Origin of the sequence: Mesorhizobium sp. M0983, from assembly GCF_040318975.1 — a bacterium.
Classification (GTDB): Bacteria; Pseudomonadota; Alphaproteobacteria; order Rhizobiales; family Rhizobiaceae; genus Mesorhizobium.
Map to the genome: position 1 here is coordinate 20,489 of NZ_JAMYNH010000034.1, position 20,444 is coordinate 40,932.

19 protein-coding genes are annotated in these 20,444 nt (G+C 62.8%); 8 read left to right on the forward strand and 11 right to left on the reverse strand.

Annotated elements, in window-relative coordinates:
* Positions 1 to 121 precede the first annotated feature (121 nt).
* The 3 genes from NKH71_RS30985 to NKH71_RS30995 form a co-directional block, all read right to left on the reverse strand.
* A complete protein-coding gene (locus NKH71_RS30985) occupies positions 122 to 3,601 on the reverse strand; it encodes an indolepyruvate ferredoxin oxidoreductase family protein (RefSeq protein ID WP_352789364.1) in 3,480 nt (1,159 codons plus the stop codon).
* Between the two features lie 224 nt (positions 3,602 to 3,825).
* Positions 3,826 to 4,371 carry a hypothetical protein gene (locus NKH71_RS30990; protein WP_023718048.1) on the reverse strand — a complete coding sequence of 182 codons (546 nt, stop codon included), beginning with the start codon at positions 4,369 to 4,371 and terminating at the stop codon, positions 3,826 to 3,828.
* Positions 4,364 to 4,987 carry a CGNR zinc finger domain-containing protein gene (locus NKH71_RS30995; protein ID WP_023718049.1) on the reverse strand — a complete coding sequence of 208 codons (624 nt, stop codon included), beginning with the start codon at positions 4,985 to 4,987 and terminating at the stop codon, positions 4,364 to 4,366. The genes NKH71_RS30990 and NKH71_RS30995 overlap by 8 nt, the downstream gene beginning before the upstream one ends.
* A gap of 160 nt (positions 4,988 to 5,147) precedes the next feature.
* On the opposite strand from NKH71_RS30995, the gene NKH71_RS31000 reads away from it, so the two are divergent.
* The 5 genes from NKH71_RS31000 to NKH71_RS31020 all read left to right on the forward strand — a co-directional run bounded on the left by NKH71_RS31000 (position 5,148) and on the right by NKH71_RS31020 (position 10,306).
* Positions 5,148 to 6,053: a branched-chain amino acid ABC transporter permease gene (locus tag NKH71_RS31000; RefSeq protein WP_023718050.1), complete on the forward strand. Its 906-nt coding sequence runs from the start codon at positions 5,148 to 5,150 to the stop codon at positions 6,051 to 6,053.
* 204 nt (positions 6,054 to 6,257) lie between these two features.
* Positions 6,258 to 6,842 (forward strand): TRAP transporter small permease subunit, encoded by a 585-nt coding sequence (locus NKH71_RS31005; RefSeq protein ID WP_023718051.1) that lies wholly within the window; start codon positions 6,258 to 6,260, stop codon positions 6,840 to 6,842.
* Positions 6,842 to 8,614, forward strand: a complete 1,773-nt coding sequence (locus NKH71_RS31010; RefSeq protein WP_031193698.1) for a TRAP transporter large permease — start codon at positions 6,842 to 6,844, stop codon at positions 8,612 to 8,614. Before NKH71_RS31005 ends, NKH71_RS31010 begins: the two co-directional genes overlap by 1 nt.
* Positions 8,615 to 8,630: 16 nt before the next feature.
* Complete coding sequence (locus tag NKH71_RS31015; protein ID WP_352495209.1) at positions 8,631 to 9,656, forward strand: zinc-dependent alcohol dehydrogenase family protein; 1,026 nt, start codon at positions 8,631 to 8,633, stop codon at positions 9,654 to 9,656.
* 275 nt (positions 9,657 to 9,931) lie between these two features.
* Positions 9,932 to 10,306: a VOC family protein gene (locus NKH71_RS31020; protein ID WP_352484380.1), complete on the forward strand. Its 375-nt coding sequence runs from the start codon at positions 9,932 to 9,934 to the stop codon at positions 10,304 to 10,306.
* 150 nt (positions 10,307 to 10,456) lie between these two features.
* Here the strand turns inward: NKH71_RS31020 and NKH71_RS31025 are convergent, their stop codons facing one another.
* A complete protein-coding gene (locus NKH71_RS31025; RefSeq protein WP_023718055.1) occupies positions 10,457 to 11,566 on the reverse strand; it encodes a TRAP transporter substrate-binding protein in 1,110 nt (369 codons plus the stop codon).
* Positions 11,567 to 11,851: 285 nt separating this feature from the next.
* Here NKH71_RS31025 and NKH71_RS31030 point away from each other — a divergent pair, with 285 nt between their 5' ends.
* Positions 11,852 to 12,625, forward strand: coding sequence for a gamma-glutamyl-gamma-aminobutyrate hydrolase family protein (locus NKH71_RS31030; RefSeq protein ID WP_352484379.1), 774 nt, complete (start codon positions 11,852 to 11,854; stop codon positions 12,623 to 12,625).
* Positions 12,626 to 12,631: 6 nt separating this feature from the next.
* On the opposite strand, the gene NKH71_RS31035 is transcribed toward NKH71_RS31030, so the two are convergent.
* The 5 genes from NKH71_RS31035 to NKH71_RS31055 all read right to left on the reverse strand — a co-directional run bounded on the left by NKH71_RS31035 (position 12,632) and on the right by NKH71_RS31055 (position 16,727).
* Positions 12,632 to 13,027, reverse strand: a complete 396-nt coding sequence (locus NKH71_RS31035; RefSeq protein WP_352484378.1) for a hypothetical protein — start codon at positions 13,025 to 13,027, stop codon at positions 12,632 to 12,634.
* 154 nt (positions 13,028 to 13,181) lie between these two features.
* Positions 13,182 to 14,162 carry a 2-hydroxyacid dehydrogenase gene (locus NKH71_RS31040; protein WP_023718057.1) on the reverse strand — a complete coding sequence of 327 codons (981 nt, stop codon included), beginning with the start codon at positions 14,160 to 14,162 and terminating at the stop codon, positions 13,182 to 13,184.
* Positions 14,159 to 15,181, reverse strand: a complete 1,023-nt coding sequence (locus NKH71_RS31045) for a LacI family DNA-binding transcriptional regulator (RefSeq protein WP_023676245.1) — start codon at positions 15,179 to 15,181, stop codon at positions 14,159 to 14,161. The genes NKH71_RS31040 and NKH71_RS31045 overlap by 4 nt, the downstream gene beginning before the upstream one ends.
* A gap of 68 nt (positions 15,182 to 15,249) precedes the next feature.
* The gene (locus NKH71_RS31050; protein ID WP_352484377.1) at positions 15,250 to 16,134 is read right to left on the reverse strand and encodes a DMT family transporter; all 885 of its coding nucleotides are present in this window, start codon (positions 16,132 to 16,134) and stop codon (positions 15,250 to 15,252) included.
* A gap of 185 nt (positions 16,135 to 16,319) precedes the next feature.
* Positions 16,320 to 16,727, reverse strand: coding sequence for a DUF2000 family protein (locus NKH71_RS31055; protein WP_023718059.1), 408 nt, complete (start codon positions 16,725 to 16,727; stop codon positions 16,320 to 16,322).
* Positions 16,728 to 16,778: 51 nt separating this feature from the next.
* On the opposite strand from NKH71_RS31055, the gene NKH71_RS31060 reads away from it, so the two are divergent.
* Entirely contained in the window at positions 16,779 to 17,651 is an 873-nt protein-coding gene (locus NKH71_RS31060) for an AraC family transcriptional regulator (RefSeq protein ID WP_352640552.1), read from the forward strand.
* Position 17,652: 1 nt separating this feature from the next.
* Here NKH71_RS31060 and NKH71_RS31065 read toward each other — a convergent pair whose 3' ends face one another.
* Positions 17,653 to 18,135 carry a MarR family winged helix-turn-helix transcriptional regulator gene (locus tag NKH71_RS31065; protein ID WP_023718061.1) on the reverse strand — a complete coding sequence of 161 codons (483 nt, stop codon included), beginning with the start codon at positions 18,133 to 18,135 and terminating at the stop codon, positions 17,653 to 17,655.
* Positions 18,136 to 18,339: 204 nt separating this feature from the next.
* Positions 18,340 to 19,062 (reverse strand): intradiol ring-cleavage dioxygenase, encoded by a 723-nt coding sequence (locus NKH71_RS31070; protein WP_352640553.1) that lies wholly within the window; start codon positions 19,060 to 19,062, stop codon positions 18,340 to 18,342.
* Positions 19,063 to 19,248: 186 nt separating this feature from the next.
* Between NKH71_RS31070 and NKH71_RS31075 the strand changes: the two genes are divergently transcribed.
* Complete coding sequence (locus NKH71_RS31075) at positions 19,249 to 20,310, forward strand: CobW family GTP-binding protein (RefSeq protein ID WP_023718063.1); 1,062 nt, start codon at positions 19,249 to 19,251, stop codon at positions 20,308 to 20,310.
* Positions 20,311 to 20,444: the final 134 nt, after the last annotated feature.

Genomic DNA, 20,444 nt, shown 5'->3' on the forward strand with positions numbered 1-20,444 from the left:
TGTCACATTGGCCTTAAGAAAGGTTTAGAGAGGCGGTTAGAGACCTGCCGGGATCCCCCGCTGACGCTGCGGAAACAGGGAAACTACCGTTCAGGTAAACAAGGCGTATCACGGTGCGGAATCATTCGGCGGCTTGAAGCTGCGGCCGCAGTGGCGCCGTCGAAAGGCGGTCGAGCAGACGCTGGCGTTCGCCGGCGGCTTTTTCGGCACTGGCCCGCTTGACGTGGCCATAGCCGCGGATGAGCGCCGGCACCGAGACAAGCGCGGCAGCGGCCTCGATCTTGCCCGGTGCCAGCGCGCCGGCGACAAGCTCCAGGTCGGCTTCATAGATGGCAAGAAGCTGCCGCTCCATACGCCTCTCGGCGCTGTAGCCGAACAGGTCGAAAGCGGTGCCGCGCAGGCCCTTCATCGCCGCCAGCAGGCGGAACCCGTTCATCATCCACGGACCAAAGCTCGATTTCTTCGGCTTGCCGTCACTGCCGCGCCTGCCCATGATCGGCGGTGCGAGATGGAATTCGAGCCTGTCGTAACTCTGGAACTGCTTTGCGAGATCTGCGGCAAAGGAGCCGTCGGTATAGAGCCGCGCCACCTCGTATTCGTCCTTGATAGCCATCAGCTTGAACAGGTTCTTTGCGGCAGCTTCGGTCACCACGGTCGAACCGGGCACGACCTTGGTTTCGGCCTTACGCAGCGCTGCCAGTCTGTCGGCATAGCGCTTGCCATAGGCGGCGTTCTGATAGGCGGTCAGGAAGGCGACGCGGCGGGCAATGATGTCGGCCAGCGTCTCGGCAATCGCGGCAGGCTGCGTGGCCTTGCCCGGCTGGGTGAGAAGGCCGCGCACGAAATCCGGCTGGTGGGCGGCGCGGCGACCCCAGCGAAATGCCGCGATATTCATCGCCACCGCCTCGCCGTTGAGCTCGATTGCCATCTCGACCGCCTCGTCCGACAGCGGCAAGCCGCCATGCTGGAAGGCAAAGCCGAGCATAAACATGTTGGCGCCGAGCGAACTGCCGAACAGCGCGGTGGCGGTGCGGGTGGCATCGAAGAAATGCGCCTTGTCGTCGCCCGCGGCAGTTCTTATCGCTTTCTTCAGCCGCTCGATAGGCAGCGAGAAATCGGCCGAACGGGCGAACTCGCCCGGCATGATCTCGGCGGTGTTGGCGAGGAAGATGGTATGGCCTTCGCGCACCGCGGCCAGCACCTTCTTTGCACCCGAAACGACGAGATCGCAGCCAAGCACGAGATCGGCCTTGCCGGCCGATACGCGAATGGCGTGGATGTCGTCCGGCGTGCGGGCAATACGGACATGGGTGAACACGGAGCCGCCCTTCTGGGCGAGGCCGGCCATGTCGATCATGCCGCAGCCCTTGCCTTCGAGGTGGGCTGCCATGCCGAGCACCGCGCCTATGGTGACGACGCCGGTGCCGCCGACACCGTCTATGATCGCCGCCCAGCCTTGTTCACCGAGTGTAAATTGCGCCGGCGCCGGCACCCCAGCGAGCGGGTCGGCCGTGCCGGCTATGCCTTCGGCTTTCCTGATTTTGGCGCCGTGGACGGTGACGAAGGACGGGCAGAAACCATTGACGCAAGAGAAGTCCTTGTTGCAGCTCGACTGGTCGATCTTGCGCTTGCGGCCGAATTCGGTCTCGACCGGCTGGATCGAGACGCAATTCGACTGCACGCCGCAATCGCCGCAACCTTCGCAGACCAACTCGTTGATGAAGATGCGCTTGTCGGGATCGGGGAAGGTGCCGCGTTTGCGGCGGCGGCGCTTCTCGGCGGCGCAGGTCTGGTCGTAGAGCAGCACCGAGACGCCCTTGACCGAACGCAACTCGCGCTGGACGAGATCGAGGTCGTCGCGGTGGTGGATGGTGGCGCCGGCGGGAAATTCCACCTTGCCGGTATATTTGTCCGGCTCGTCGGTGACGATGGCGATGCGCTCGACGCCCTCGGCGCGCACCTGCCTGGCGATCATGTCCACCGTCAGGCCGCCCTCGTGCGGCTGCCCGCCGGTCATCGCGACGGCGTCATTGTAGAGGATTTTGTAGGTGATGTTGGCGTCGGTCGACAGCGCGAAGCGGATCGCCAGCACACCCGAGTGGTTGTAGGTCCCATCGCCCAGATTCTGGAAGATGTGCTCGCGCTTCGAGAACGGCGCCTGGCCGACCCACTGCGCGCCCTCGCCGCCCATGGCAGTGAAGCCGACGGTGTTGCGGTCCATCCACAGCGCCATGAAATGACACCCGATTCCGGCGGCGGCGAGCGAGCCGTCCGGCACCTTGGTCGAGGAATTGTGTGGGCAGCCGGAGCAGAAGAAGGGCGTGCGCGAGGCGATGTCTGACGTGTCGGCCAGCATCGCCTGGAACTGGCGCAATTTCGCCACCCGCGCGGCAATTTCTTCCGACGGGCCGATCGTTAGCAAGATCCTCTCGCCGAGTGCGATGGCAATGTCGTTGGGGTCGAGCGCGCCCTTGGCCGGGAACAGCCAGTCGCCGCGTTCGTTTTTCTTGCCGACGATGACCGGCTGCGTGGCGGTGCCGTAAAGGTTCTCGCGCAGTTGCACCTCGATCAGCGAGCGTTTCTCCTCGACGACAACGATGGTGTCTAGGCCGCGAGCAAAGTCGGCGATGTGCTGCAGGTCGAGCGGCCACGGGCAGCCGACCTTGAACAGCCTGATACCGATACGATTGGCGGCCACTTCGTCGATGCCTATGTCTTCGAGCGCCTGCCGAACGTCGAGATAACTCTTGCCGATGGTGACGATGCCAAGCTTCGGGCTGCTGCCGCCTGAATAGACGATCCGGTTCAGCCCGTTGGCGTGGATGAAGGCCGAAGCAGCGGCGCGCTTGTATTCATGCAACCGCTCCTCCTGGCCGAGCATGTCGATCTCGTTACGGATGTTGAGGCCGCCGGGCGGCATGTCGAAGTCCGGGATGACGATATCTAGCCGGTCGAGCGCGGCATCGACCGAGGCCGTCGATTCGATGTTGTCCTTGACGCATTTGATCGCCGCCCAGGTGCCGGCAAAACGCGACATGGCAAAGCCGTAGAGGCCGTAGTCGATGATCTCCTGGACACCGGCCGGATTGAGGATCGGCACCATGGTGTCGACAAACAGGAACTCGGTGGCATGCGCGTTGGTCGAGGATTCGGCCATGTGGTCGTCACCCATCAGGGCCAGCACGCCGCCATGTTTCGACGAGCCGGCGAGATTGGCGTGACGGAACACGTCGCCGGAGCGGTCGACGCCCGGACCCTTGCCGTACCAGACCGAAAAAACGCCGTCACGAGTGCCCTCGCCCAGCAATTCGGCCTGCTGCGAGCCCCAGCAGGCGGTGGCGGCGAGCTCCTCGTTGAGACCGGGCTGGAAGACGATGTCCGACTGCGCGAGCTGGTCCCGGGCCTTCCACAGCTGCATGTCGAGGCCGCCGAGCGGCGAGCCGCGATAGCCGGAGACGAAACCGGCGGTGTTCAGGCCAGCCCGGCGGTCGCGCTCGCGTTGCATCAGAAGCATGCGGATGACTGCTTGGGCACCCGACAGGAAGATGCGCTCCTTTGCCAGGTCGAACTTGTCGTCGAGCGCGACATTGTGCAGCGTCATCAGGCATTTCCTGTGCGGAAGCCGCACCTGGAGGGTGCGCGGCCAACGTCGGAGTCAAGTACCTATAGTCTTTCTTCCCTTGCCGGGGAGGTCAAACAAAATCGAAGCCGCCAGGCGGTCCGCAACAAATCATCAACGCCGCGCCCGCCGGCGTAAGAAACCGCGCGTCGGCTGTTTTCGACAGCAATAAAATTCCGCGCCATCCGATGCCGTCGAAAAATGCGTCAGAGACCTTTCGAACAGTCGGGCTTAGGTTCGTTCGGCAACTTGCCGTCCGGGTGGCCGGCAAGGTCCGGATTGGGCGTATAAAGCTGATCGATGACCAGCGGCCGGTCGGGCAGGACGGACTGGTCCTCCGTCGACATCAGAGTGGTGTCGATCTTCTGGAGGATCGTGCCGTCAGCGTCCTTGATGCTGATCGCGATCGCGTAAGGCTTGTCCTTGACGACGCATTGAAGCGCCGGACTCTCCAGCGTCACCTTGTCGAGCTTCGGCCAGATTTTCTGCTCGACTGCCAGCGGCTCGCCGCCGGCCGGGTTTTGGAAGCTGGCGACCGCGACCTGCCCCTCCCCCATCGGCCGCAACGGCCGCAGCGTAACGAGGTAGGTCGCCCTGGCGAGGCGATAGTTGAACACGAATATCTTGCCTGAAATCTCGAACAATTTGCCATCGCCGTTGTCGTCCGTGCCCGTCTCGCGACAGGCGCCGAGCGCTGCAGCCACAATCAGCGCAACCCCGACAACGATCGAGCGCGAAAACAGCCTAGCCATTCTGGACCTCGCCATTGTGGACCTCGTTCGCCGCCGTCCGGCGGCGATAGTGACGGTTTGCCTTCTGGCGGTTGCCGCATACCGCCATGTCGCACCAAAGGCGGCTGGAATTGCGGCTTCGGTCGACAAACAGCCAGCTGCAGTTGGGACAAATCCTCAGCCTGGCGATGGTGTCGCCGCGCAGCAGCGACAGCGCCGAGACCGCCAATGCCGCCTCAAAGGCGATCGGCGTCGCCGGGTCGCCGAACGGTTTTCCAAGCGTCCCGATTTCGGTGCGGCCATGGGCGAGGCCGTCGGCGCAGGCTTCCAGGAATTCAGGCATGTCGGCGGTGGCGATCGCACCTTTCGACACCGCGCGGCGAAACAGCCGATCGGTGGTTTCGCGGATCGACAGTACCACCGGCGCGATCTTGTCCGGCGACGGGGCCTCCAGCCGCCTGCCGCCGAGCTCGGCGGCGCGAAAGCCGCTGGCGGCTTCGGCAAAGCGGGCAATCTCGGCGGGATCGTCGAAACGGTCGAAGGTCTTCTCCGGATGGTGCCGCAGCACAACGGTGTTCGCCGTGTCGAGCGCAAGCATGCCGCCGGTGAAGCGGTGCGGAGTCCAGGATACCGTCATGCGATGAAATCTAACCGATAAATCGCATTTGACAAGTTAGATTCCGAGTGCAACGCTCTTCACGGCTGCGAGCGCCGCGGCTTGTAGCACTTTGATTTTGTGCATGATCCCAGCGAAAGTCGATTTCCGATTATTCGGAGCCATGCACCGAGGATTTTGCATGCTCTATTTCTTCCAGCAGGTTCTGAACGGGCTGCATTCGGGCGCGCTCTACGCACTGCTTGCCTTCGGCTATGTGCTGACTAACGGCATCCTGCACCGCACCAATCTTGCCTATGGCGCGCTGTTCGCCTTTTGCGGGCAAACGATGATCCTCACCGCGGCATTCGGCTATCAGGCACTGTGGCTGACGCTGCTTGCATCGGTCGCGCTCGGCATAGTTGCGGCGTTTCTCTACGCGGCGCTGATCAGCCACGTTCTGTCACGAAGCATCTTCGAACCCTTGGCCGACCGCTCGCCCAATGCGATCGTGGTGACAACGCTCGGTATATTGCTGGTCTTGTCGGAAGCCAGCCGCATCGCCGCCAACACCCACGATCTGTGGTTGCCACCGATGCTGGCCCAGACCATCGTCTTCGCGCAGAGTGCCAGCTTCAAGGCGACGTTGACGCTGATCCAGTTGCTCGATTGCGCTGCCGTGCTGGCGGCCATTGCGCTGGCTGCGTGGGGCTTCACACATTCGAGCTTCGGCCGCAGTTGGCGCGCCGTTTCCGACGATCCCAAGGCTGCTGCGATGTGCGGTGTCGATGTCCGCGCGGTGTTTCGGCGTGCGGTGCTTTTCGGCGGCCTTTGCGCTGCGCTGGCCGGCGTGCTCGCCGGCTTCTACTACGGCAACATCAGCTTCGGCACCGGCCTGGTCTACGGGTTGAAGATCCTGTTCGTGACGGCAGTAGGCGGCTATCTTTCGCCGCTGCGGGCGGCACTGGGCGCCGCCGCTTTCGGCATGGCCGAATCGCTATGGGCCGGCTATTTCCCGCTCGAATGGCGCGATGCCTGGATGTACCTGTTCCTCGTCGCCATGCTTGTGCTGATCGGCGCCGGCCGCGACCAACAGAAGATCGCCTGAGCCGCACCCGACTTTGGTTGGTGAAAGAGCCGCATGTCCTTGGACATGCAAAGGACGCGGCAGCTTTTTTGCCGGTCGTCACCTCACAACTGTGTTTATGCGGGCAGGCCCGTGTTGACCCGCCGAACCACGCACTGCATACCGTTGGTCCACAGCGGCGCAACGGACAGGGAACCGCCGCGCTCTGACACAAGGGAGGAATGCATGGCAGGGCTTCTCGCTCTTTCCAGAACCATTGACCGTTTGAACGAATTCATCGGCAAATGGGTATCGTGGCTGATCCTGCTCGCAATTCTGGTAAGCGCCGCTAACGCCGTCATCCGCAAGCTGTTCGACATGTCCTCGAACGCCTGGCTGGAATTGCAGTGGTATCTGTTCGGCGCCGCCTTCATGCTGGCCGCCGCCTACACGCTGAAGCAGAACGACCATATCCGCATCGACATCGTCTACGGCATGTTCTCGCGCCGCGTGCAGCACTGGATCGACCTTTTCGGTCACGTCTTCTTCCTGATGCCGTTCGTGACATTGATGGTGGTCTATTTCGTTCCCTATGTGTCGCTGTCGTATCGCAGCGGCGAGATGTCGAACAATTCCGGCGGGCTGATCATCTGGCCGGCGAAGGCGATCCTGCTGGTCGGCTTTTTCCTGCTTGCGCTGCAGGGCATTTCCGAAATCATCAAGAAAATCGCCATCATGCGCGGTCATATGGACGATCCCACTCCATTCATATCGGTGCATGAACAGGCCGAGCTAGAAGCCAAGGCGCTCGTCGAAGAGGTGCGCTCGTGATCGAGTTCATCGCCCAGAACATGGCGCCGATCATGTTCGCCTCGCTGATCTTCTTCCTGCTGATCGGCTACCCCGTCGCCTTCTCGCTTGCCGCCAACGGCCTGATGTTCTTCTTCATCGGCGTGCTGCTGTCGCCATATTCGGGCGGCTCGATCAACCTCGCCTGGCCGTTGCTGCACGCGTTGCCGGACAATTTCTACGGCAGCCGGGTGATGTCGAACGACACGCTGCTGGCGATCCCGTTCTTCACCTTCATGGGCATCGTGCTCGAACGATCCGGCATGGCCGAAGACCTGCTCGACACGATCGGCCAGTTGTTCGGACCGGTTCGTGGTGGCCTGGCCTATGCCGTGATTTTCGTCGGCGCGCTGCTGGCCGCGACGACCGGCGTGGTGGCGGCTTCCGTCATTGCCATGGGGCTGATTTCGCTGCCGATCATGCTGCGCTACGGCTACGACCGGCGGCTGGCATCCGGCGTCATCGCAGCATCGGGCACGCTCGCCCAGATCATCCCGCCGTCACTGGTGCTGATCGTGCTGGCCGACCAGCTCGGCCGCTCGGTCGGCGATATGTACAAGGGGGCGCTGATCCCCGGGCTCATTTTGACCGGCATCTACATGCTCTACATCCTGCTCATGTCGATCGTCCGGCCGAAGTCGATGCCGGCACTGCCGCTGGAGGCCCGCACGCTCGGCCACGGTGTGCTGTCGCTGCTGGCGGCGCTGCTGGCGGCGGTGGTGGTTTCCTATGCCGCGTATCGCTACCTCGCGCCAAACCATGGCGGCAATGCCGATATCCTCGGCGCCACCATCGGCGTGATCTTCATCTATGTCGTGGCGATCATCGACCAGCGCCTGAAGATCAACCTGATGTCGAGGTTGGCACAGCAGGTGATCATCGTGCTGATCCCGCCACTGGCGCTGATCTTCCTGGTGCTGGGTACCATTTTCCTCGGCATCGCCACGCCGACGGAAGGCGGCGCCATGGGCGCCGTCGGCGCGCTGGCGATGGCGGCGATGAAGGGGCGGCTGTCGCTCGACGTGGTCAAGCAGGCGCTGGCCTCAACGACGCGGCTGTCGTCCTTCGTGCTGTTCATCCTGATCGGCGCGCGGGTGTTCTCGCTGACCTTCTACGGCGTCAATGGCCACATCTGGGTCGAGCACCTGTTGACGTCGCTGCCGGGCGGTGAAGTCGGTTTCCTGATTGGCGTCAACATCCTCGTCTTCGTGCTCGCCTTCTTCCTCGATTTCTTCGAGCTCGCCTTCATCATCGTGCCGCTTTTGGCGCCGGCGGCCGACAAGCTCGGCATCGACCTGATCTGGTTCGGCGTGCTGCTCGGGGTTAACATGCAGACCAGCTTCATGCATCCACCGTTCGGCTTCGCGCTGTTTTATCTGCGCTCGGTCGCCGCACGCGTGCCCTATCTCGACCGGCTCACCGGCAAACAGATCGCGCCCGTCACCACCGGGCAGATCTATTGGGGCGCAGTGCCGTTCGTCTGTATCCAGGTGATCATGATCGGCCTGACCATCGCCTTCCCGCAGATGGTGATGCACTACAAAGGCGCCGTCGTCGATCCAGCGACGATCGACATCAAGGTGCCGGAGATGCCCAGCCTGTCGCCGCTCGGCACGCCGCCGGCCGGTGGCAGCACGGCACCCGCTGCGCCCGGCGCGCAGGACCTGTCGCAGCCGCCAAGCTTCGACGAAAAGCCGCCCGCGAAACCGGCGGCACCGGCAACCGATCTGTCGCAACCACCGAGTTTCAATTGACGAAGGCCCGGCAGCCATGAAGGCGGTGCGACTGGAGCGAGTGGGCGGCCTCGCCGTGTGCGAGGTCGAGAAACCGACTGCCGGACCGGACGAGCTGCTGGTGCGGATCGAGGCGTGCGGCGTCTGCGGCACCGACCGGCATCTTTTCCATGGCGAATTCCCGTGCACGCCGCCGGTGACTCTCGGCCATGAATTCTCCGGCATCGTCGAGGCGATCGGACCTGCCGTATCCGGCTTTGCCGTCGGCGACCGCGTCACCGGCGATCCCAACATCGCCTGCGGCCGGTGCGCGCATTGCCAGGCCGGCCGGGTCAACCTCTGCGGCAATCTGCGTGCCATCGGCATCCATCGCGATGGCGGCTTTGCCGAATATCTTGCCCTGCCGCAGAAACAGGCTTTCGTCCTGCCAGGCGATCTGGCGCCGACGCATGGTGCGTTCTGCGAGCCGCTCGGCTGCTGCCTGCATGGCGTGGACCTTGCCGCGATCAGACCAGGTTCGTCGGTTGCCGTGCTCGGCGGCGGCGTGATCGGCCTGCTCACCGTTCAACTGGCAAAGCTCGCCGGTGCGACGACCATCATCCTGTCGACGCGCCAGGCCTCGCGGCGCGCCCTTGCCGAGGAACTTGGCGCAACGGCGACGGTCGATCCCAGCGCTTCCGACATCACCGACGCGATCGTCGGCCGGTCGGGTTTGATGCCGGGCGGCGTCGACGTGGTGTTCGAATGCGCCGGCGTGAAAGACACCGTCGAGCAGGCGATGCGGCTGGCCAAGGCGGGCGGCACAATTGTCGTCGTCGGCGTCATGCCGCAAGGCATGAAAGCGGCGTTCGAACCGTTCGACCTGCTGTTCCGCGAGTTGAAGGTCCTGGGCTCCTTCCTCAATCCCTTTACCCATCGCCGGGCCGCCGATCTCATCGCCTCGGGTGCGATCGAGGTAGACCGGCTGATATCGCGACAAGTCGACCTCGACGAGGCGGTGGCGATCATTGCCAACCCGTCGGCACCAGGTGAGGTCAAGGTCCTGGTAGTGCCTCAGGGCTGATCGATCGGGCCAGTTGCCACCGGCGGGGCGACCGGTTACAGAAACTACGCCGAAAAAGACATTGCCGGTTCGGTAGTCCGGCTCTTCCCGTCCTGAGCACGATGCTCGGGGAAGCCTGTTCGCCACATTACTTGTGGGAGAACCCGCGGCCGGCAAGCGAGGCGAAACTCGCGAGCCGGTCGGGTCACGTCCGGATTTTCGGATGTAGCGGTCCCGCCGGTTTGCGCTCTTCGGTCGAAGCCTGTCCGCATTCAACCCGTGGCAGGAGACGCATCATGAAACTGAACCACATAAATCTCGTCACCACCGAAGTTGCCGGCCTTGCCCGCTTCTTCACCAGCCATTTCGGCTTTGAATTTGTCGCCGTGCGCGGCAAGGACGCCTTCGCGGTTCTGCGTGGCATCGATGGCTTCATCCTCAATCTGATGAAGCCGGGGAAAGGCGAGCCCGCCAGCTATCCGGACGGCTTTCACGTTGGCTTCTTCGTCGGCAAGCCGGAGTTTGTGCATGCAAAGCGAGCCGGGCTTGCCGATGCCGGCCTGCAACCGGGCGAGGTCCAGCAGCTAATGCGCGGCCGCATCCAGTCGACGACGTTCTATTGCCATGCGCCGGGTGGAGTACTGGTCGAAGTCAGTGCGTCCGAAGGCTGACAGGGAAGGACCGCGGGGCGTGGCTCGCGGTCCTTTGACGAGATCCATCAAACGCCTGGAGCGGAATGCATTCAAACCAAACGGGACATCCGCTTTGTTTTAGCCCTTTTCTGCGACGCCGAGTGGAGCCACTCGGCGTCGCAGAATATTCTAGAGCTTGCCGTTGCGCTGCTGGACCATCATGAAGGTGTCGTAATTGTACTCGGCCACCTGCGCCCAGAGATAATGCTCCTTGCGGAACGCCTTGATCGAGTCCCAGATCTTCTTGAACGGCGCGTTCGAGGCTTCCATCTCGGCATAGACTTCGTTGGCCTTTTCGAAACAGGCGGCCATGATCTCCTGGCTGAACGGGCTCAACTTGGCGCCGCCGGCAACCAGCCGCTTCACCGCCGCCGGGTTGAGGTAGTCGTATTTCTGCAGCATGTTGGCGTCGGCCGCTTGGGCGGCAGTGTGCACCAGCGACTTGTAAGCCGGCGAAAGTTCGTCGTATTTCGCCTTGTTGAACATCAGATGGACGGTCGGTCCACCTTCCCACCAGCCGGGATAGTAGTAATAGGGCGCAACCTTGTAGAAGCCGAGCTTCTCGTCGTCGTAGGGGCCAACCCATTCGGCGGCGTCGATCGTGCCTTTTTCCAGCGCCGGATAAATGTCGCCACCGGCGATCTGCTGCGGAACTACGCCGAGCCTTTGCACCACTTTGCCGGCAAAACCACCGATACGCATCTTGAGGCCGGAAAGGTCGGCGACCGTTTTGATCTCCTTGCGGAACCAGCCGCCCATCTGCACGCCGGTATTGCCGCCCGGCAGCCCGAACAGACCCTGCGTCGCCAGGAACTCGTTGAACAGATCGATGCCGCCGCCATGATAGTGCCAGGCGTTTATGCCGCGCGCGTTGAGCGAAAACGGAACCGCCGCCCCCAGCGCCCAAGTCGGGTCCTTGCCCCAGTAATAGTATGCCACCGTATGGCAGGCCTCGACGGTGCCGGCAGTGGTGGCGTCGGCGGCCTGCAGGCCGGGAACGAGTTCGCCGGCGGCGAAGACCTGGACCTGGAAGTTGCCGTCGGTCGCCTCCGACAGCATCTTGGAAAACACTTCGGCGCCACCATAGATCGTATCGAGCGACTTCGGGAAGGACGACGCCAGCCGCCAGGTCACTTTCGGGTTGGACTGGGCGATGGCCGGCGCAGCAAGTGTCGCGGCAGCGGCCGCGGCGCCGAAACCGGTGGTGCCGGCCTTGCGGATGAACGAACGACGATCCATGAAGTTCCTCCCTTTTGGATCAACTGACCGACATTCAGGACGCTTCGGGGCCCGGATCGGCTTCGAGCCCGACAATACACAGGCAAGGAGTCGAGTCCAGCGTGGCAGCCCGGTTTGAGTGGCGCATTTCGGGGAAATTCACGGCGTTGGGGCAGATCTTGCAACTATAGTCTAAGGTCGATTAACTGGCCTACGCGACACGCCGAAACTTGCCATGGAAATGCGCCTTCGGATCGCCTATTTTGCAGGCAGATAATTCGTTGCACCCGATGGGATCCGGACCAAATGCACCAGCCGCTCGTCGCCATATCGACCGACGTCCGCCAGTTCGACAATTACATCTGGCATGCCGCGCCACAGCAATATCTTGAAGCGGCGCTTTCGGGTGCAGGCGTGTTCCCGCTGCTGGTACCGTCCTTCGGCGACCGGCTCGACTTCGATGAACTGCTTTCCGCCGTCGACGGCGTCATGGTCACCGGTTCGAAGTCCAACGTTCATCCCTCGCTCTATGGCGGTGACGCCAGCGAAGCCAATGGTCCTTACGACTCCGCCCGCGACGCGACGACGTTGCCACTGATCCGCCGGGCGGTGGAGCGCGGGGTACCGCTGCTCGCCATCTGCCGCGGAATCCAGGAGATGAATGTGGCACTGGGCGGCACGCTGGCGACCGAAATCCAGGAACGCGTCGGTTCGCTCGACCATCGTGCGCCGGCAAGCGACAATCAGGACGAACGCTTCGCCATCCGCCAGAGCGTGTCGATAAAACCCGGCAGCTGCCTGGCCGGGGTCTTCGGCGCCGGCGACATCCTGGTCAATTCGGTGCATCGCCAGGCCATCGATCGGCTTGGCCCGAAGCTGCAGGTCGAAGCGGTCGCCGCCGACGGCACTGTCGAGGCGGTTTCGGTCAAGGACGCCCGCGCCTTCGCTGTTGGCGTGCAGTGGCATCCAGAGTACTGGGTCGAATCTGACAACATCTCGGCAAAGATTTTCCGCGCCTTCGGCGACGCTGTACGTCTGCATCAGGCGGCGAAATCGGGCGCGCGCGCAGCGGCAGAATAGCGCTCGTCAGTTGCCGGCCGACGCCAGCGATAGCAGCGGCAGCGCCGGCGCGTAGGATTCGTAACCGTCGCCATCGGCGACTGAGAACATGACGATTGGATCGGTGCCGTTGGCGCTGAATGTGACCGTGCCGTCATTCTGCTCTCGCCAGAACTTCGCCTGCTCGACACCGGGCAACACCCGGCGGCAATTCGCGGCGACCGTCAACAGCGACAAGCCTTGCGAAATCTCGGCGCCACGGCTGACCGCACAAGACGCCTCGTCACCATGGGCTACCAGCCGGTAGTTGCCGGATGAAGGTGGTGACTCACTGGCTGCACGGCTTTCACCGCTACCGGCATAAAACAGCTGGACGCTGCCGAACAGCACAGCAACCGCCATCAATGCAGGAAGCGTTTTCATCCTGTTTCTCCGCGCATTTCAAGCGCGCCGCGTTCGAAGAGATCAGGAGGCGCGCTTCATCTTGCTGTCATGTGCTGTCAGGCGGACAGACACTAGGAAGGGACCAGAATGATTCCGAAGGGTTAAGCTGAAGTTAATAGATATGGCAGCCCGCTTACGGCCTTGCCTTGACATTTGCCGTCTCCGGCACCGGCGTCAGTGCCTTGCGCTGCGAAAACCACGAGACCAGATTGTCGACGCATAGGTCCGCCATGGCGCGGCGGGTGTGCTGCGAGGCGGAGCCGACATGTGGCAAAAGCGAGGTGTTGGGCGCGGCAAGCAACGCCGCTGGCACATTCGGCTCGTCGGCAAAGACGTCTAGCCCGGCAGCGGCGATGCTGCCGCTGGCAAGTGCGGCGGCAAGGGCTGGCTCGTCGACCGTGCTGCCCCGGCCGATATTGACGAAGACGCCGTTCGGCCCAAGAGCCGAGAGGATTTCGGCATTGACTGCCCTTTCCGTCGCGGCCCCGCCGGGCGCCACCGAGATCAGTGTGTCGACCGCCTCGGCGAGACCTTTCAGCGTCGGGTGATAGTCATAGGACAGGCCTTCGACGCGGCGCCGGTTGTGGTAGGCGATGGGCAGCCCGAAAGCGTCGAGCCGGCGGGCAATGGCGAGGCCGATGCGGCCCATGCCAAAGATACCGACATGGCGCCCGCGCAGGGTCAGCCGGCTCAGCGGATAGTTGCCTTTGCGCAGCCAACTTCCGTCGCGCAGCCAGGCCTCGGCGCGCGGCAGTTCGCGGATGGTGTTGATCAGCAAGCCGAGCGCCGTATCGGCGACCTCTTCGGTCAGCACATCCGGGGTGTTGGTGACCATGATGCCGCGCTGTACGGCGTGGCGGACATCGACAGAATCATAGCCGACGCCGAAATTGGCGATGATCTCGAGCTTTGGCAGCGCGTCCATCAACGCGGCGCTTATGCCGCCGAAGGCGGCTATGCCGCGCACCGTACGGCGCATGTCGTCGGTGACCAGCGACGGATCGGCGCCTTCGATCCGGACGCGGCTGAACGCCCCGTCGATGCGGCCGACCGCATGGTCGTTGAACTGGCCCGGCACCAGAATGGCGACAGCTTGCTGTTCGGTTTTTGTCATGCACGTTCCACCGGTTTGCCGGTCGACTGGCGCACATGCAGTTCCGGCTTGATCAGTTCCTGCGACGGCCGCACCGTCTGTCCGTTGAGTTTGTCGAGCAGCGCGCTGGCGGCGCGGCGGCCAACCTCGCGCTGGCCGTTCCAGACCGTGGTCAGTGCCGGCGTCGCGATCGCCGCTTCCTCGAGGTCGTCATAGCCGGTAACGGAGATGTCGATGCCCGGCACCAGCCCCGCGCGCGCAATGCCGTTCATCAGGCCGATGGCGACGAGGTCGTTCCAGCAGCAGGCCGCGGTAGGCCTGTCTTTCAGCGCCAAGAACTGCCCGGCAGCCTCGAAGCCGGCCTGCTTGGTGCGCGGGCCGGCGATACGCCATGACGGCCTGACCTCGAGCCCTGCCGCCTCCATGGCGTTGACATATCCCTGATAACGGTCGCGGCCGGTCGACGTCTGGTCGGTACCGCCGATCATGGCGATGCGCTTGTGGCCAAGCGAGATCAGATGATTGGTAGCAAGCCCGGTGCCATAGGCATCGTCGCCGCGAAACACCGGCACGTCGGCACCTTCGACGGTGCGTGCAATCAGCACTGCCGGGAGACCGTTCTCCTCGGCCATGATTATGTCTTCGGGCGGTGTGCCGATGGCCGGCGACATGATGACGCCGTCAGCGCCGAGCTGCAGAAGCGTGTCGATGAAGGTGCGCTGTTTCTCGAGTTGGTCGTAGTGGTTCGACAGGATGAAGGTCTGCCGGCTGCGGTCGAGTTCGCTCTCGATCGAACGCAGTATCTCGGCAAAGAACGGGTTCATGATGTCGTGGACGACGACGCCGACAATGCCCGAGCGTGAGGTGCGAAGGCTGGCGGCGCGGCGGTTGTAGATATAGCCGATGGCGCGTGCATGTTCCTTGATACGGTCGCGGGTGCCGCCGGCGACCAGCGGGCTGTCGCGCAAGGCCAGCGAGACCGTGGCCGTGGACACGCCGAGCGCATCCGCGATGGTCGAAAGCTTGATCTTCTGTGCCAGCGCCCTGCGCTCCCGAAGCAATTTAAACTGTTTAAAGGCCGGCTCTTATGCCATCGATCCCGAGCAAATCAAAGTTTTTTTGCCAGCGCTTCCGCCTCCGCGTCCAGCGTCGCGCGGTTGTGCAAGCGAAGCCGGTGCTCGCGGTGGACGATGTAGAGGCCGCTGGCGACGATGACGGTGGCACCGACCAGCGTCCAGCGGTCGGGAAACTGGTTGAAGACGATCAGGCCGGAGATGATCATCCAGATCATCTGCGAATAGGGATAGGGAGCCAGGGCCGTGGTGGTGGCAAGGCGATAGGCCTGCACAAGAAGCCAATGGCCGATGGCGCCGAAGACGCCAAGCATCAGCAATATGAACCAGTGCCAGCCATCCTGCGGCAGCGAAAGCGAAAACGGCAGTGTCGGCAGCAGCAGCACGGCCGGCGCCAGCGCCGAAAACAGGATGAGACTTTCCGAGGTTTCCGTCGCCGACATACGGCGCGTCATGATGACGTAGAAACTGTTCGATAGCATCGAGCCGAGCGCAAAGAGATGGCCGACGCCAAAAACCCCGATGCCCGGCCGGGTGATGATGAGGACGCCGACAAAGCCGCTCATGATCGCCAGCCAGCGCCGCCAGCCGGCCCATTCGCCGAGCAACGGACCGGCAAGCGCGGTGATCACCATCGGGCCGAAGAAGTAGATCGAGGTGGTTTCCGCCAGCTGCAGCGTCCGCAGCGCCAGAATGTTGAACATGGTCGATCCGAACAGGAGCAGACCGCGCGTGAGATGCGCCGGCAGGTTGGCGGGACGAAAACGCAACGGCTCACGCCATCCGCGCAGAAAGACGCCGACAAGCAGGACATGGACCGCGAAGCGGGTCCAGGCGACGATCAGCGCCGAGACGCCAGCCAGCACAAGGTACTTGCTGCTGGTGTCGAGGAAGGTGAAAAACACATAGACGGAAAGCATGCACAGGATCGCCGCCGGCGACGTCGCGCTTTCGTCTTGTCTTGGGGGAGCATTCAATTTCAGGCCGGACGGGAAGCAAGGCAGTCCCTCACCAATGCGGGAATTGTCGCCAGCGGGCAAGCCAAAAGAGGCTGGCACACCGACAGGCGACGACAGGCTCAGTTTTGTTCCTGGTGGCCGGAGAGTCAGGTGTGCATGCGGGCACCCTTGGTGATCTTGTCGACGAGCTTCTTTTCGGCGCGAAGCGCGATGCCGACCACCTTGGCATCCTCCGGCGCAAATTCGGCAAAGACGGCACGGTTGGCCAGATCGTACCCAGTCGAAAACATTTCCTCGACATAGAGCGAAACCGTCACACCACGCTCCAGCGCCCGCCGCTGGATCGTTCCGAGCGCCTGGCCGTCTGCCGAAAGCACGATGACCGGCTGGATCGATAGCGGGTTGTAGATATTGCCGGCGCGGTCACGGTAGGGCTCGCCGATGAGGTCGGGAAACTGCGCGACGATGCCGCTGGTCAGAAAGGCGGTGACGTTGAGCTTCTGCCAGACGGGAAGATCGTCCCTGAGCACGATTGCAAATTTCGTATCGAACATGCGACAGTTTCCAATCCGAAAGGGGGCCAATCCGAGGCTGCGAGTGAAGCGATGCCGCACGGTCTAGACGGGGAAGCCTTTCAGGGTCTTGGACGTTTGTGCGTGGATGCAGCCGAGAACTGCATCGTATCGGCACCCGGTACTGCCGGCATGGAACGCATCGAGGCCCGGTTCCACGGCAACGCCTTCGATCTCCATCGCCACGACACCTATGCAATCGGGGTGACGCTTTATGGCGTACAGAGCTTCCGCTATCGCGGCGCGACGCATCAGAGCCTGCCTGGCCAGATCATTATCCTTCATCCCGACGAAATGCACGATGGCGGCGCCGGCACAGAAGACGGCTTGCGATACAGAATGCTGTATTTGGAGCCGTCCCTGATGCTCGATTGTCTCGGCGGCGGATCACTGCCATTCGTCGGGAATGCCGTGGTGACAGACCGCGATCTCCGCGCGACGCTGCTTTCGGCGCTCGGGCCGCTGAATCAGGAACTGGACGAGCTGTTTGTCGTCGATTTCATGACGCAGCTTATGCAAAGCCTGGCCCGGCACGCCGGTCGGCCGGGGAAACCGGTTGCGAAAACTGCGTGGCGCGCCGCCAGCCTAGCGCGCGACTATCTGGAGGAAAATGTCGCGCGGATTGTACGTTCGGATGAATTGGAGGCGATCACCGGATTGGACCGTTATGCCCTGTCGCGGCATTTCCGCGCCACCTTCTCGACCAGCCCGCACCGGTTCTTGTTGATGCGCCGGCTTCAGCGAGCCCGTCGGATGATCGAAGCCGACGAGCCGCTGGCGCAAATCGCCATCGCAGCCGGCTTCAGTGACCAAAGCCATTTCAATCGGCATTTCAAGAAGGCGTTCGGCGTCACACCCGGACGCTGGTCGGCACTGACGCGGCGGCCGTCAGCGGCGAACGCGTGACCTATTCAAGGATCTTGTCCTCGATATCCAGTTCGTCATCGGGGAGCACCATTTCGCCGTTCGAAAGATTCGCTTCGACACGTGCAAGCAGCTTGAACAGCGATTTCTGATCCTTCTTGTCGAGACCCTTCAATGCCTGCTTTTCGGTCTTCTTCACCGATTTCTCGATGGCGTGGATGATTTCGCGGCCGGTGTCGGTGAGGAAAATATGAGCCTGGCGGGCATCGGCGGAGGAGGCGCGCTTTTCCAGAAAACCCTGTGCCTGCAGCCGGTTGATGGTCTTGGTGATGGTCGGCGGACGCACGCCGAGGCGGCCGGCAAGATTGCCGGGCGTCTGCCCGTCCTCGCGATCGAGCGCCAGCATGATCTGGTCCTGGCCGGCATAGAAGCCATGCGCCAGAAGCCGGGCGGCGAGCGCCGTGCGCGCCAGCCGCGCCGCCGAATGCAGCCGGCTCATTGTTGCAGTCTTGTCCGCCTTGGCCATGCTCATTCCTCCTCGGCCGAACCGGTGCGGACAGCATAGAAGCAGGCCGCCGATTGGCAATGACGATCGAAAACATTCCGGCTCGGAAAATAGCTTTGCCGGCAAGCATCGCGGTGTTCGCCGTGGCTAAATGCCAGATGTTTATTTCAGTTAGATGACAAACGACTTTCCGCGACGGCTGGATGGCGACGTGACGAGGTGTCCTCAACCGGCCCTCACCGCGACCACCGTCAAGGCCTGATAGGCGTCCGCCATTTCCCGCAGCGCTGCCTGCGACGGCGGCCCGGCCTGCCGCGCAATGCCGTCCCGCATGTTCGATGTATCGCGTTTGCCGGGGCGATCGTTATAGGGCGCGACGGTGGCGAATATCTGCTCGCTCAAGCTGTCGGGGAAGAACATCTGGCCGGTCATTGCCGAGCGGTCGTCGGGGAAGATCTTGAAATGGATGTGGGTGGTGCGGCCGCGATACCAGCCGGGATAGATGGTGGCGAAAGAAGCGATGCCGCTTCCATCGCTTCTCTGCCAGCCGCGCAGAAAGCTCTGGCCGGACGTGTCGATATCCTGCCCGTCGCCCTGTCCGGGATAGCCGGAATAGGCGCCCTGGGCGTCGCAATGCCAGATATCGACGCGTGCGCCGGGAAGCGGCCGGCAGGCGGCGTCGACGATTTGCAGCCGCACATTGAGGGCGACGCCCTTCTTGCCCTCGGTGATATCGGCGCGTTCGAGCTTCGGGTCGAAATAGAACGGTCCTTCGGTGACCTCGGGCGTCATGGTGCAGACGCCGGCACCGGCTTCGAACAAAGCAAGCCCGGCATAGGGCGAGACCTGCCCGGCCCTTACGCCGGCGGGCAGGAATATGCCGCCCGTGGTGACCGCTACAAGACCGAGAGCCTGCCGCCGGCTTAATGGCAAGGACTTGTCGGACATCTGGCGCCTCCTCAGTGCGAACAACCCCTCGCCCTATCTAGGCCCCACCGCCAGCCCGCGCCAATGAACGTTCGGCAATGTGAGGAAAGTTCGGCAATACCGGCCTCTTTGGCCCATCGGTTTGCCTCGTGCAAAAGCCGAGCACACATCCTATATGGAGCCGACAATCCCTATTCGAGGCACAATATGAGCGACGCACAGACGCAGATCCCCGTTACCGTCCTTACCGGCTATCTCGGCGCCGGCAAGACGACACTGCTCAACCGCATCCTTTCGGAAAACCATGGCAAGCGCTACGCCGTCATCGTCAATGAGTTCGGCGAGATCGGCATCGACAACGAGTTGATCGTGGAATCCGACGAGGAAATCTACGAGATGAACAATGGCTGCATCTGCTGCACCGTGCGCGGCGACCTGATCCGCGTCGTCGAAGGTCTGATGCGCAGGCCCGGCCGCTTCGACGCCATCGTCGTCGAGACCACAGGCCTCGCCGATCCCGTGCCGGTAGCGCAAACCTTCTTCATGGACGACGATGTGCGTTCCAAGACCAGGCTCGATGCGGTGGTGGCGCTGGTCGACGCCAAGCACCTGCCGCTGCGCCTCAAGGATTCCCGCGAGGCCGAGGACCAGATCGCCTTTGCCGATGTCGTCGTGCTCAACAAGACCGACCTGGTCACCCCCGAAGAGCTGAGCAAGGTGGAGGCGACGATCCGCGCCATCAACCCGGCGGCACGCATCCATCGCACCACACGCGCCGGCGTGGCGCTGTCCGAGGTGCTCGATCGCGGTGCGTTCGACCTGTCCCGGGCGCTGGAGAACGATCCGCACTTCCTCGAGGCGCATGACGATCACGACCATCATGATCATGATCACCATGATCACGAGGGCCATGATCATCACGATCATGACGGGCATGACCATCATCACGCGCACCCTTCCGACATCCATGATGTGACGGTGCAGTCGGTGTCGCTGCGCGGCGGCGAGATGGACCCGAAAAAGTTCTTCCCGTGGATCGAGAAGGTCACCCAAATGGAAGGCCCGAACATCCTGCGGCTGAAAGGTATCATCGCGCTGAAAGGCGATGACGAGCGCTATGTCATCCAGGGCGTGCACATGATCATCGAAGGCGACCACCAACGCGCCTGGAAGGACGGCGAGAAGCACGAGAGCCGGCTGGTGTTCATCGGCCGCGAACTCGACGCCGAGCGGCTGAAGACAAGCTTCCAGGCCTGCCACGCCGCTTGATTTAGCTGCCCTTTCCCCCTTCTCCCCTTGTGGACCTGTTGCGCAGTCATGAGCAAAAGCTTGCGGCGGCGGGGTTGCGGCGGTTGTTCGCTTGTTTGCGGGGGATTTGACGTCTTGTTTGGGGTTTCAGGCGG